Here is a 12,687-nt window from a genome sequence, read left to right as displayed (position 1 = left end):
GGCGAACGGCTAACGACCGGATCAGGTTTTCACTGCAGATGCCGTTGCGGCCTGTGCCGGCGCAGCGCAGTCCGCAGCAACAGGGCGGCGGCATAGAGGACCACGACCACCACGGCCCAGCGCAGCGGCTCGATGGGCATTTCCTTGACCAGCAAGGCGGCCACCAGAACCGCCGGAATGCCGCCGAGGGCGATACCGATCACGATCCGCAGGTCGATCCGTTCGGCATGGATGTAGCGGAAGCCGGTGGTCGGCATCAGGAAGGCGCAGGCGCTGGCCATGATCGGGAAGGCCAGGCGCGGGTCGAGGCCCAGCAGGCTGAGCAGGATCAGGGCCGGGGCGTAGAGGCCGATCCCGAAAGCCATCAGCATCCCCATAACGAAATGGGCGGCGACGGCGATCCATATCAGGCGGGGCCCCAGTGCCGTGGCGGTTCCGCCGATCGGCATCAGGTCCAGATTGCTCATGGCGTAGAGTGCCGCGGCGATGAGCAGGGCGACGCCGACGATCCCCTGCACCACGCGCACCGGCGCGCGGACCATCAGCGGGGCTCCGGCCACAGCCCCGGCCACCGCTGCGACGATGCAGGACACCAGCAGAAGGGGGTCGACGTGCACGCCCAGCAGCACCAGGAAGACCGCCGATTGCACCATGGTGGGCAGGGCGTGGCCGACGTTCAGGGTTGCGGGGATGAAGCTGTCGGGCGTCATCTTGCGGAACCGGAGCCAGGCGGTGGTCGGTGCGAAGGAGCCGATGCCGAGGGTGTCGAAGAAATTGACCACCGCGCCGAGGATGACCGCCTCGGATCCGGGTAGACCGGTCCCGCGCTTCAGGGCCACGCGCCCCAGCACCAACACGAAGGCTGTCGCCAGCACAGCCAGGGCTGTCAGCAGAATTGTCAGGATCAAGGCTTCCCCCCCTCTTGTCGTTCAGCCTCCAACCGAGCACGATCGTATACGATATTCAATCCAGTGACGTCCGGAGCAGGCCATGGCGAGTGTTTCAGTATCGGTGCCAACTCCCATCAGCGCGGTTGAGCGACAGGCGCGTCTGGCCGGGCTGAGGCGCGGGATGGAGGCGGCCGGTGTCGAGACCGTGCTGCTCGGATCGACTTCCAGCCTGCGCTATTTCACCGGCGTTGACTGGTACCCCTCCGAACGACTGCTGGGTGCCCTGGTGCATGCGTCCGGGGGACTGGACTACATCACGCCGCGCTTCGAACAGGACAAGGTCGAAGGGCTGATCACCCTCCCCGGCGAGATCCTGGCCTGGGAGGAGGAGGAGAGCCCATGGCGGCTGGTCGCCGACCGGATCGGGACCACCGGCCGGATGGCCGTCGATGAGCGCATCGCCCTGGCCATGTACCGCAGTCTTCGGGCCGAGGTCGACGATGCGCGCCTCACCGACGCCGCCCCCCTGATCCACCCGCTGCGGAGCCGCAAATCGCCGGCCGAGATCGCCCTGATGCGCCATGCCAAGGCCATCACCCTTGAGGTCCAGCGCCGTGCGCACGATCAACTGCGCGTCGGACAGTACGCGTCGGAGGTGGTTCGCTTCATCGACGACCAGCACCGGGCGCTGGGCGGTTCGGGCAGCACCTTCTGCATCGTCTCCTTCGGCGAGGACACCGCCCTGCCGCACGGCGGGGAGGGCGACCGGGCCGTGGCGAGGGGCGACGTGGTGTTGATCGACACCGGCACGCGGATCGCCGACTACAACTCAGACATCACCCGCACCTATGTGTTCGGCGAGGCGACGCCCGAGATCCGCAATGTCTGGGAGGCCGAGAAACGGGCCCAGGCCGCGGCCTTCGACGCGGCCCGGCCCGGCGTTGCCTGCGAGGCTGTCGATGCGGCGGCGCGGCGGTCGATCGAGGCCGACGGCTTCGGCCCGGGCTACCGCCTGCCGGGCGCACCGCACCGCACCGGCCACGGCATCGGCCTGGACATCCACGAGGCTCCCAATCTGGTGAAGGGTGACATGACGCCGCTGGCGACGGGGATGTGTTTCTCCAATGAGCCGATGATCGTCGTCCCTGGCCGGTTCGGCGTGCGGCTGGAGGACCATTTCCACATCACCGACGCCGGGCCGGAGTGGTTCACCCGACCCCAGCACAGTCTCGACGAGCCGTTCGCCGATGTTCCCGCCTGGCCGGGGCGTTAGGCTTCCGGCAACTGGGCGCGCAGGTCGACCAGGGTCGCCCGGATATGCGCCCGGGCTTCCCGGCGAACGGTTTCGGTCCGGCGCTCCAGCCAGGACTGCAGCAGGATCCCGTGCTCATGGCTGGCACGGTCGAGCCGACGATGCTCGCCGAGATGCACCCGCACATAGCGTTCCGACAGAGCCAGAAGGCGATCGACGGTCTCGATGGTGACACTGCGCCCGGACGGCCGGATCAGCGCCAGATGGAATTCACGGTTGCGGCGACCGACATCGGCCAGCCCGTTGCGCAGGGCGGCATCGAGCGCGGCGAAGGCGGCGCAGGCGGCCTGCTGCGCAGTGTCGTCCGCTTCCAGGGCGCCTCGAACACAGGCGTTGGGCTCGATGCGCAGGCGCAGGTCGAAGACGTCTTCCGCGTCGGCGCGGGACAGCGGCCGGACGATGTAGCCGCGGTTGGGATGGGAAACGACCAGCCCCTCGCTCTCGAGCCGTGCCAGGGCCTCACGCAGCGGGATCTTGCTGACCCCGAGCTCCAGCGCCAGCGTATCCTGACGGATCGGGGCATCGGCGGCCAGGCGGCCGGACAGGATGCGTTCGCGCGCCTGGGCGAAGACCTGATCCGGCAGGAGGCGCGGCGCACGGGCGGTCATCGTCACACCACCTGGAAGCCGTGGGCGAAGACGTCCTCGTCGTCGATCCAGATCTCGTTCAGACCCGTGGCGATGGCCGAACCCTCGACCGAGGGGATGATGCCGGGCCGTCCGCCGATCGTGGTCTCAGCCTCTACCCGGCCGGTGAACCGGCTGCCGATATAGCTTTCGTGGACGAAGGCCTGGCCGACCGGCAGGCGGCCCGTTGCGTGCAGGTGGGCCAGCCGCGACGAGGTGCCGGTCCCGCAGGGGCTCCGGTCGATGGCCATGTCGCCATAGAAGACGGCGTTGCGCCCGTCCGCGCCCTCGCCCTTCGGCTGGTCGGCCCACAGCAGATGGGAGACGCCGCGGATGGTCGGGTCCAACGGATGGACGGGGGTGAAGGTCTCGCGCAGCAAGGTCCGGATGACCGGCGACAGCTGCAGGATCCGGGCGGCCCCCAGATTATCCAGCCCCGTGTAGGCCCCCTGGGGTTCGATGATGGCGTAGAAATTGCCGCCATAGGCGACGTCGATCGTCAGGGGGCCGAAGTCCGGAACCTCGATCTCGATGCCCTGCCGGTCCAGCCAGGAGGCGACGTTGCGGATGCGGACGGACCGGACCCGTGCGCCATCCTGCACATAGTCCAGCTCGATCACCCCGGCCGGAACCTCGGCGATGACCTTGCCCGGCGTGCGCGGGGTGATCAGGCCGTGCTCCAGCGCGAAGGTGACGATGCCGATGGTCCCATGGCCGCACATCGGCAGGCAGCCACTGGTCTCGATGAACAGGATGCCGACATCCGCCTCCGGCGTGGTCGGCGGATAGAGGAAGCCGCCGCTCATCATGTCGTGGCCGCGCGGCTCGAAACACAGGCCCGTCCGGATCCAGTCATAGCGCGCCATGAAGTCCTGACGCCGGGCGCTCATACTGTTGCCGGTCAAGGCGGGCGCGCCCTCGATCACCAGCCGCACGGGATTGCCGGCGGTGTGGCCGTCGATGCAACGGAAGACGTGGCGCGCCATGGTTACAGCACCGGCCGCGTGGCCGCCGCCGCCTCGACCATGGCGATCACCTCGGCCCGGCGGGCACCGACCAGCGGGTGACGTGGCGGGCGGACGCGTTCGTGGCCCCGACCCATGATCTGCTCGGCCAGCTTGATCGACTGGACGAGGTCGTGGTCGGCGTCGAGATGCAGCAGCGGCATGAACCAGCGGTAGATGGCCAGGGCCGTGTCCATGTCGCCACGCTGGAAGGCGTCCCACAGGGCCAGAGACTCTTTCGGGAAGGCGTTGGTCAGGCCCGAGACCCAGCCCCGGGCACCCAGCATCAGGCCTTCCAGCGCCACATCATCCAGACCTGCGAACAGGACATAGCGGTCACCGAACTCGTTCACGAGGTCAGTGAAGCGGCGGGTGTCGGGCGCGCTTTCCTTGAGGGCGACGACGTTGGGCAAGTCCGACAGGGCGTGCAGGGCCTCGAAGCCGATGCTGACCCGATAGGCCGGCGGATTGTTGTAGAGCATGATCGGCAGGCCGGTCGCTTCGGCCACGGTGCGGAAATGGGCGGCCAGCTCGGCCTGGGTCGGCACATAGACCATGGCCGGCAGCACCATCAGGCCGTCGGCACCGATGGCCTCGGCGTCACGGGCGAAGGCCGCCGCGCGGCGGGTGTCCAGCTCGGCCACCCCGGCGATGACCGGCACGCGTCCGGCCACGGTCTTGACCGTCGCGGCCAGCATGGCGCGCTTCTCGTCGGCGTCGAGAGAGTTGTTCTCGCCCACCGTCCCCATGACGATCAGGCCGTGCACGCCGTCGCGGATCAGCCCATCCTGGACCGTAGCGGTGGAGTCGAAGTCGATCGAGAAATCGGCTGTGAACTGCGTAGTGGCGGCGGGGATCACGCCCTTCCAGGAAATCGACATCAGGTCCTCTCTTCCATTAGCTAACGTCCATATCGTATACGATCCTGAGGTCGAGGCAACGGGAGTCCTATGCAACCCAAGTCCTATCTCGTCATCGGCGGTGGTCTGATCGGGGTCGCCTCGGCGCTGCGTCTGCAGTCGGCTGGCTTCGCCGTCACGCTCATCGATCCGGGCGATCCGCGTCGCGCCGCCTCGTTCGGCAACATCGGCCATATCGCCGCCGAGCAGGTGTCACCCCTCGCGTCCCTTGAGAACCTGCGCACCTTTCCCGGCCGTCTTTCCGGTCTGGGCGGGCCGCTGGATTTCCGCTGGCGTGACGCCGGCCTTTGGGCCCCCTGGGTGCTGAAGTTTATCGCGGCCTCAAGTCCCACCCGACATGCGCGTGGGCAGGCGGCCCTGACGGCGATTCTCGCCCATGCCCTTCCGGCCTGGCGCCGGCTGGCGGAGTTTTCCGGTGCGCCCGGCGTCGTCGGACCTGACGGCCACGCCGTGGTCTGGACCTCGGAGCGGGCAGCGGAACAGGGCCTTCGAACCTGGGAGCGGACACCGACCGGCAGTGCCACCTTCCGTCCGATGGGGTCGGCCGACCTTGCACCCTATGCGGCGGTCATGGCGCGCGCGCCTGTCGCCGGGATACGGTTTTCAGGCACGGCCCAGGTCAGCGAACCACAGGCCGCGCGTGACGCCCTGCTGGCCGCCTTCAGAACGCACGGAGGGGAGGTGGTCGATGCCAAGGTGACCCAACTGTCCCGCAGCGACCGCGTGGTCGCCCATCTCGATGGCGGCGGCTCGTATGAGGCCGAGGGCGCGCTGATCGCTGCCGGGGCGTGGGCGGCGCAACTGATGCGTGGACTCGGCACAGCGGCCCCGATGATCGGAGAGCGAGGCTATTCGGTGCAGAGCGCCGAACACGGCTGGGACGACTCCCTGCCGCCGACGGTCTTTGAGGACCATGCCATGGTGGTGTCGCGTTTCACCAGCGGCTTGCGCGCTTCCAGCTTCATCGAGTTCGGGTCGCCTGACGCGCCTGGCGATCCGCGCAAATGGCAGGTGCTCGAGCGGCGGCTGGCCGATCTCGGAATCCCGTTCTCGGCCAAACCGGACCGGTGGGTCGGCCCGCGGCCGACCCTGCCCGACTATCTGCCCGCCATCGGTCGGCTGGAGCGTGATCCGCGCATTCTATACGCCTTTGGCCACCAGCACCTCGGCCTGACCCTGTCGGCGATCACCGCTGAACTGACGGCGTCCCTGGCGGAGGGTTCCGACCCGGCGATTGACCTGTCGCCGTTCCGGATCGAACGGTTTGGCCCGAGTGCGCGCTGACGGGCCCCGGCGACGCTGGCTGCCTGAAGCGGTAAGGGGAGGGGCGTTTTCGACTGGGCCGACTTAACGTGTCGGCGCTGCCTCAAGCGTGTCGGCCAGTTCTCGCTGCCGCGCCAGCTCACTCACCGCTGTCAGCAACTGTCGCCAGGTCAACGGGTCTTGCCGGTTCAGACTCGCAGATCGGCAAGGGCCGCCAACTCATCGTAGATTGCGTCGCCCGTACGACTCTCGGCGTTCCGCCAACTGGTCGCCGTCGTTGGGTTCACCAGAACTCCGTCACCTGTAAGCACCAGCACATTCGGCAGACCCGGCAACTCCTGAATGCCGAACCGGGAGGCGATGCCCAGATTATGTCCGTCACCGCTTCTTGGCATGCCGATGTTCACGAAGACCAGTTCGTACTTGCGTTCGATCAGTTCGGCGAAGCGATCGGTAGCCAGCCAACCGGCGAGGGCGCGGCTGTCGCTGCACCAGTTGGCTCCCATCACCAACAGGACCCGTTTGCCCGACTGCCTCGCCCGCGCCAACGCAGCGTCCACGTCGGCTGACGCGTTCTCGCTCACCAGATAGGAGCGGGCTTCCGGCTTATGGGCTGTCGCAGGCGCCGGCGCCGGCGCGGACGCGCAAGCCGCCAAGGCCAACGCCGCCGAGACGATCAACGTAACTCGTTTCACTGGGCAATCTCCTGTGGACGGCGCGGCCAGCGGTGATCAGTCACACGATGTCGCCCTGCCGAAGCCCCGCTTCGCCACGAATTCGAGGATGGGTCAAGCTGGGTCCGCGTCTCGGGGCCCTCGCTCGCGCGCGAGGTTGGCCGCGGATCCACGACGAGATCACATCGAGATCGTCGTCTACGATCAGGAGATCCGCGCTCTTGTCCTTCTCGATCACTCCGGTGCTGGTGAGCTCCATGAAGGCCGCAGGCCAGGTCGACGCCATGGAGAGGGCGTCCTCAAGCCGAAGACCGAGCATGTCCCGGGCGTTTCTCACCGCTGCGGCCATGTTCAGGTCGGATCCGGCCAGAGTGCCGTCCGGGGCCAGGCAGGCACCGTTCCTGACTTCAATCCGGCGTCCCTGCAGGATGAAATGATCCTCGCCGGAGCCGACGCTCGGCATAGAGTCCGTGACCAGCATGAACCGGTTCAGTGGCCTGCAGCGCAAGGCGAGTTTCAAGACCACCGGGTCGACATGGTGCCCGTCCACGATCAGGCCGCACCAGGCGTGGATATCCTCGAGGGCGAAGCCGACCGCGCCAGGCGCGCGATGGCTCAGTGGCGACATGGCGTTGAACAGGTGGGTGAAGCCTGTCATTCCGGCCTCCATCCCCGCCCGGGTCTCGGCATAGGTCGCATCGGTGTGACCTGCGGCGACGACGGCACCGCCCCCGACCAGCCGGCGGATCATGTCCGGGGTCGTCATCTCCGGCGCGAGGGTGACCAGCGTTCGGCCGGTCTTCAGACGGGTCAGCCGGGCGATCGCCTCGCCGTCCAGGGTTCGGAACTTGGAGGCGTCGTGGACGCCCTTACGGCTCTCGTTGAGATAGGGCCCCTCGATGTGGATACCGAGTACGCCCGGGACCCCTTGGTCGATCGCCTCCTGCACCGCTGCGATCGCCGTGTCGATTACCGACAGGTCGTCGCTGATCAGTGTCGGCAGAAAGCCCGTGGTTCCATAGGTCCGGTGCGCCTCGCCGATCGCAGCGATGCAGTCCACCGTCGGACATTCGTTAAACAACACTCCGCCGCCGCCGTTGACCTGAGTGTCGATGAAACCCGGAACCAGCATACAACCGTTGAGGTCGATTGTTTCGCCGCCCGGCGACGATCCTTCCCGATCGATTCGGCTGATACGGTCGCCCTCAATCGTGACCGCGGCGCCTTCGGTCAGGACGCCGTCCAGAAGTATGCGCCCGTTATGGAAGGTGATCATCAGACGGTCTCGGTGACCTTGTTGAGGTAAGGCGGACGGTCGGGATCGTAGCCGCGCGCCACCGAGACCGTGGCCGCCAGCCTGTAGAAGCTCTCGATCATGAGAATGGGCTGCATGGCGGCATGCGCCGTCAGGACGGGCAGGTCGATGATGCGGGGGTCGCCTCCGACGCCCGCCATCATTACCCGGGCGTCCCGCCCGGCGAACTCGGCGGCCAGACCCACGGTGTCCGCTTCGGTCTCGTCGCCCTGGGGCAAGACCAGGACCGGGAATCCGGATTTGACCAGGGCCATCGGGCCGTGACGCACCTCAGCGGCGCTGAAAGCTTCGGCGTGCAGGCCGCAGGTTTCCTTGAACTTCAGCGCGGCCTCGCACGCGACGCCATAGCCGGGACCGCGCCCGACGACATAGAGATCGTTCGCCTCGATCAGAATGGGCGCAGCCGCCGTCCAGTCCAGGGCCCAGGCGGCGTCCAGTTGTTCGGGAAGGGCGTCCAGCGCCTGGAGCAGGTCGTCGTCCTGCAGCCAGTAGCCGGTCAACTGAGCCAGGGCCGACAGGCTGGCGATGAAGGATTTGGTCGCGGCCACCGAGGTCTCGGGACCGGCGCGGAGCGGCAGGACCGCGTCTGCGATCCGGGCCAGCGGCGAATCCTCGACATTGACCAGGGCGATGACAAAGGCACCGCCAGATTTCGCCGCACCAACCGAGGCCAGAAGGTCCGGGCTCCTGCCCGATTGGGAGATGGCGATGCAGAGCGCGCCCTGGAGCCTGGGGGTCACCTCATAGACCGAGGCGATCGAAGGTGCAGCCGACGAAACCAGAAGGCCGGTTCCGGTCTCGATCAGATAGCGGCCATAGAGGGCGGCGTGATCCGAACTGCCGCGACCGCAGGTCACGACGGCGGTTGGGCTCATCGCCCTCAGCCGTTCGCCGAGGGCCTGCGCGATCGGTCGGTTCAGCCTGAGCTGTTCGGCTACCACGCGACCGGCGTCCGCCGCTTCGCGGAACATCTGGGTGGTCTCGCCAGTCATCACGTGGGACCGTCGTTCAGTTCGGCGACAAAATCATAGGCGTCGCCCCGATAGAAGGATTGGGTCACTTCGACTGCCTGGCCGCTCGGTGCGAAGGCCCGACGTTCGATCAGCAGGCCCGCCGCAGCGGCAGCGACGCCCAGAAGGTCCGCTTGCTCAGAGGTGAACAGGACGGCGCGCAGCCGCTGCAGCGCCCGGGTCGGTCTCTGACCGTTGGCGTCGAGAGCCTGATAGAGCGACGCCTCCACCGCCTCCAGCGATGGCAGGCAGGACGCCGGCACCGTCGAGTATTCGAGCGCCATCGGCATGCTGTCGGCGTAGCGAATCCGCTGAAAGCGATAGACGGCGGTTCCTGGGCTGAGTCCCAGGGTGAGCGATTCTTCAGGCGTCACGGTCCCCTGGCTCTTGCCGAGCCAGGAACTGGTCGCCTTGCGCCCGCGCGCCGCCATGTCTTCGGAGAATGACGTCAGTTTCGAGAAACTCTTCTCGACCCGGGCGGCGACGAAGGTGCCGGCCCCTTGGCGGCGGGACAGCAGCCCCTCGGCGACGAGGCCGTCGAAGGCCTTGCGAACCGTGATGCGGGAGACCGAGAGCGCTTCCGCCAGGTCGCGCTCGGCGGGCAGGGCCTCATCGGCCTTCAGCGTCTTTTGCTGGATAGCTGCGCGCACCGCCTGCTGAAGCTGCTGGTACAGCGGAGCGGGCCGTGTCGGGTCGAGCGTTCCGATCAGTTCTGAAAAAGCCATGCTGTCCTCGTGACGGACATGCTTCGCCCATCGCCAGCAACATCACAACCTATCTGACCTTACCAATCAAGAACCAATATTAAAAAAGGATAAGCCCAATGTGTCGATTTGGGCTTGCCAGCGGTGAATATTCGATGACAGTGTGCACTCTCAATCGCCAGTTTGCGGGGATTGTCCGGATTGGAAGATCGTTTGAATGGTCTTCTATTGGCATTGTCGGAGTAACCGGTGGGGACCGGTCCGGCGCATGGAGGGTTGGAGATGCGGTACTGTCGGACACTGATGATCGGCACGGTCAGCGCGCTTGCGCTGAGTGCGGGATCGGCGATGGCTCAGGATTCGGACGCGACGGAGATCGACGAGGTCATCGTCACCGGGATCCGCGCCTCGATCGAGGAATCCATCGACACCAAGCGGAACGCGGACGCCATCGTCGACGTCATCACTGCAGAGGACGTGGGCAGGTTTCCCGACAAGAACGTCGCCGAGGCTCTGCAGCGTATCCCGGGCGTCGTCATCAACCGCGAGTTCGGAGAGGGCGAGCGCGTCTCCCTTCGTGGCACCTCGCCGAACCTGACCCGCACCCTGATCGACGGTCACGGCCTGGCCACGGCCGACTGGTTCATCCTCGAACAGCTGTCGGCGACCCGCAGCTTCAATTTCCTGATGCTGCCTTCGGAAATCATCGGCCAGTCGCTGGTCTACAAGAGCCCGATGGCTGACATTGAGGAAGGGGGCATCGGCGGCACGATCGACACCCGCACACGCCGGCCGCTCGACCTGCAGACGTTCGAGGCCTTCGGTTCAATCCAGGGCGCGTATAACGAGAACGCCGGCGACATCGACCCCAACGGATCTGCCCTGGTCAGCTGGCGCAACGAGGACCGCACCTTCGGCGTGCTGGTCGCGGGCATCTATCAGAAGCGCAACATCCGTCGCGACGCCGTCGAGGTGCTGGGCTATTTCGACAGCGATCCCGGTCCTGCCGAGCTCCTGACGCCGTCGTTGATCGGTTCCGCCCTGTTCGAACAGGAACGGGTCCGCCAGGGCGCGAACTTCGCCGCTCAATGGCGGCCGAACGACACGATCGACCTGACGCTAACGGGTCTCTATTCCCGCTTCGGTGCCGACAACTTCAACCAGAACTTCCTGGCCTGGGGCTCCAACGCCATCGGCGGCGGCGGGACCCTGACGGGCACTACGGTGGTCAATGGAACGGCCGTGGCCGGAACCATCACCTCCACCCCCGGCGGCCGCGGCGTGGTGTTTGATGCGATCGATCGCGACGCCGAGGCCACCACCAGCAACATCGCCCTGGACGGCACGTTCACACCGAACGACCGCCTGACCCTCGACTTCAAGATCGGCTATACGCAGGCCAGCGGCGACACCACCAATCAGCCGTTCGTCGAGTTCGGCGCGCCGGCCGCCTTCCGTTACGACCTCCGGGGTGGAACGCCTCAGGTCCAGTTCCTGAATCACAATCCCACCAACCCCCGTGACATGGTGTTTGACTTCGCCTCACTGCACGAGGTGACCAACGACGACAGCGAGACCTATGCCTACGTCAACGGCGAGTATGCGCTGGATCTGGGCGCCCTGAAGTCGGTCAAGGTAGGACTGAAATATACCGACCACGAACGTGAGACCGACTTCCAGGCCACGACCTACGGCGGCTTTTTCCTGCCGCTGCTCGCCACGGGATGCGGCGGCCGCGCGTGCGGCCCGACCAACTTCGCCGGTAATCTGACGCCCGGCGACTTCCTCGAGGATGTCGCCCAGTCCGGAACCCTGACCCGTTACTGGCAGGTCAACCGCGAGGCGGTTCAGAACATCCTCTACGGCCTGCCCGCATCGGTACGCCAGCGCGTGTCCAACTATCCTGAACTCTTCTCGGTCAACGAGAAGGCCTTTGGCGGATACGTCATGGGGCGCTTTGAGGGCGAAGGCTGGCGCGGTAATGTCGGCGTTCGCATCGTCGACACCGATCAGAACTCGACCGGCTTCAGCACCGCCGTGGTGGCCTCGCCGCGGAATGTCTCGAATGCCTTCGGGACGTTCACCCCGGTCTCGGCCGACCGCAGCTATACTGACGTCCTGCCGAGCGCGAACTTCATGTTCGACCTGACCGACGATCTGGTGCTGCGCTTCGCTGCGGCCCGGACCATAGCGCGGCCGGACTTCACGGATGTGGCGCCGCGGACCTCGCTTAACCCCGGCTCCCTGACCGGCGTTGGCGGCAATCCGAACATCGACCCTTACCGGGCCAACCAGTACGATCTGTCGGTCGAATACTATCCGGAAGACGGAGCCATCTTCTCGGCGGCCTACTACTACAAGGACATCGAAAGCTTCATCACGGACGCGCCGACACGCGAGCGGTTCAACATCGAGACATCGACGCCGAACACGTCGCTTTGCACCCGGGTCAGTCCGGCCAGCGCCGTCCTGTTCAACTGCGAGTTCGTGATCAATCGCCGTTCCAATGGCGGCGGGGCGCGACTGCAGGGCCTCGAGCTGGCGGTGCAGAAGCCGCTCTGGAACGGCTTCGGCATCCAGGCCAACTACACCTATTCGGATGTCGAGACCGAAAGCGGCGATCCGCTGCCCGGCAACTCGGAGCATTCTTACAACGCAGCGGTCTATTTCGAGAACGACCTGATCTCGGCGCGGCTGGCCTACAACTATCGTTCGGAGTTCTTCGTCACCTTCGACCGTTCGACCCAGCTGAACCAGGACGAGATGGGATCGCTCGACGGCTCGTTCGCCTGGAACGTGACGCCTCAGATCGCCCTGACCTTCGAAGGTCAGAACCTGCTGGACGAGGAGATCACCCAGTTCGCGGGCGATCGGATCCGCCCGCGGGCCGTCTATGACAATGGACGCGCGCTCTTCGCCGGTGTTCGCTACCGCTACTGACTTCCCAGCGTAACCTGGAGCGGGACGGT

At 66.4% G+C, this 12,687-nt stretch carries 11 protein-coding genes; 3 read left to right on the top strand and 8 right to left on the bottom strand.

Going from position 1 to position 12,687, the window contains the following annotated elements:
- Positions 1–29: 29 nt before the first annotated feature.
- On the bottom strand, positions 30–908 hold the full coding sequence (locus ACW18A_RS09260; RefSeq protein ID WP_492021439.1) for a TSUP family transporter: 879 nt from the start codon (positions 906–908) through the stop codon (positions 30–32).
- A gap of 82 nt (positions 909–990) precedes the next feature.
- On the opposite strand from ACW18A_RS09260, the gene ACW18A_RS09255 reads away from it, so the two are divergent.
- The gene (locus ACW18A_RS09255; protein ID WP_492021438.1) at positions 991–2,163 is read left to right on the top strand and encodes a M24 family metallopeptidase; all 1,173 of its coding nucleotides are present in this window, start codon (positions 991–993) and stop codon (positions 2,161–2,163) included.
- Here ACW18A_RS09255 and ACW18A_RS09250 read toward each other — a convergent pair.
- Genes ACW18A_RS09250 through ACW18A_RS09240 form a run of 3 tightly spaced genes read right to left on the bottom strand, consistent with a single transcriptional unit; the run spans position 2,160 to position 4,713 of the window.
- Positions 2,160–2,810, bottom strand: a complete 651-nt coding sequence (locus tag ACW18A_RS09250) for a GntR family transcriptional regulator (RefSeq protein WP_492021437.1) — start codon at positions 2,808–2,810, stop codon at positions 2,160–2,162. The two genes, ACW18A_RS09255 and ACW18A_RS09250, sit on opposite strands and share 4 nt — an antisense overlap.
- Before the next feature lie 2 nt (positions 2,811–2,812).
- A complete protein-coding gene (locus ACW18A_RS09245) occupies positions 2,813–3,814 on the bottom strand; it encodes a 4-hydroxyproline epimerase (protein ID WP_492021436.1) in 1,002 nt (333 codons plus the stop codon).
- A gap of 2 nt (positions 3,815–3,816) precedes the next feature.
- Entirely contained in the window at positions 3,817–4,713 is an 897-nt protein-coding gene (locus ACW18A_RS09240) for a dihydrodipicolinate synthase family protein (RefSeq protein WP_492021435.1), read from the bottom strand.
- A 69-nt stretch (positions 4,714–4,782) separates the two neighbouring features.
- On the opposite strand from ACW18A_RS09240, the gene ACW18A_RS09235 reads away from it, so the two are divergent.
- The gene (locus ACW18A_RS09235) at positions 4,783–6,036 is read left to right on the top strand and encodes an NAD(P)/FAD-dependent oxidoreductase (RefSeq protein ID WP_492021434.1); all 1,254 of its coding nucleotides are present in this window, start codon (positions 4,783–4,785) and stop codon (positions 6,034–6,036) included.
- Between the two features lie 167 nt (positions 6,037–6,203).
- Here ACW18A_RS09235 and ACW18A_RS09230 read toward each other — a convergent pair whose 3' ends face one another.
- The 4 genes from ACW18A_RS09230 to ACW18A_RS09215 are packed head-to-tail and all read right to left on the bottom strand — an operon-like array spanning position 6,204 to position 9,739.
- Complete coding sequence (locus ACW18A_RS09230) at positions 6,204–6,710, bottom strand: thioredoxin family protein (RefSeq protein WP_492021433.1); 507 nt, start codon at positions 6,708–6,710, stop codon at positions 6,204–6,206.
- Between the two features lie 40 nt (positions 6,711–6,750).
- A complete protein-coding gene (nagA, locus tag ACW18A_RS09225) occupies positions 6,751–7,968 on the bottom strand; it encodes an N-acetylglucosamine-6-phosphate deacetylase (protein ID WP_492024374.1) in 1,218 nt (405 codons plus the stop codon).
- Positions 7,965–8,996 (bottom strand): SIS domain-containing protein, encoded by a 1,032-nt coding sequence (locus ACW18A_RS09220; RefSeq protein WP_492021432.1) that lies wholly within the window; start codon positions 8,994–8,996, stop codon positions 7,965–7,967. Before ACW18A_RS09220 ends, nagA begins: the two co-directional genes overlap by 4 nt.
- On the bottom strand, positions 8,996–9,739 hold the full coding sequence (locus ACW18A_RS09215; RefSeq protein WP_492021431.1) for a GntR family transcriptional regulator: 744 nt from the start codon (positions 9,737–9,739) through the stop codon (positions 8,996–8,998). The genes ACW18A_RS09220 and ACW18A_RS09215 overlap by 1 nt, the downstream gene beginning before the upstream one ends.
- Before the next feature lie 327 nt (positions 9,740–10,066).
- Here ACW18A_RS09215 and ACW18A_RS09210 point away from each other — a divergent pair, with 327 nt between their 5' ends.
- Positions 10,067–12,658 (top strand): TonB-dependent receptor, encoded by a 2,592-nt coding sequence (locus tag ACW18A_RS09210; RefSeq protein WP_492021430.1) that lies wholly within the window; start codon positions 10,067–10,069, stop codon positions 12,656–12,658.
- Positions 12,659–12,687: the final 29 nt, after the last annotated feature.

Source organism: Brevundimonas sp. AVps5 (genome assembly GCF_058681515.1).
Note: the sequence above shows the minus strand (reverse complement) of the source record. Positions and strands in the feature narration are given on the sequence as shown.

Bases quoted from the DNA above. Each gene is read 5' to 3' on its own strand.
- ACW18A_RS09255 (WP_492021438.1), top strand. From the start codon at position 991: ATGGCGAGTGTTTCAGTATCGGTGCCAACTCCCATCAGCGCGGTTGAG.
- ACW18A_RS09250 (WP_492021437.1), bottom strand. From the start codon at position 2,810: ATGACCGCCCGTGCGCCGCGCCTCCTGCCGGATCAGGTCTTCGCCCAG.
- ACW18A_RS09245 (WP_492021436.1), bottom strand. From the start codon at position 3,814: ATGGCGCGCCACGTCTTCCGTTGCATCGACGGCCACACCGCCGGCAAT.
- ACW18A_RS09240 (WP_492021435.1), bottom strand. From the start codon at position 4,713: ATGTCGATTTCCTGGAAGGGCGTGATCCCCGCCGCCACTACGCAGTTC.
- ACW18A_RS09235 (WP_492021434.1), top strand. From the start codon at position 4,783: ATGCAACCCAAGTCCTATCTCGTCATCGGCGGTGGTCTGATCGGGGTC.
- ACW18A_RS09220 (WP_492021432.1), bottom strand. From the start codon at position 8,996: ATGACTGGCGAGACCACCCAGATGTTCCGCGAAGCGGCGGACGCCGGT.
- ACW18A_RS09215 (WP_492021431.1), bottom strand. From the start codon at position 9,739: ATGGCTTTTTCAGAACTGATCGGAACGCTCGACCCGACACGGCCCGCT.
- ACW18A_RS09210 (WP_492021430.1), top strand. From the start codon at position 10,067: ATGGCTCAGGATTCGGACGCGACGGAGATCGACGAGGTCATCGTCACC.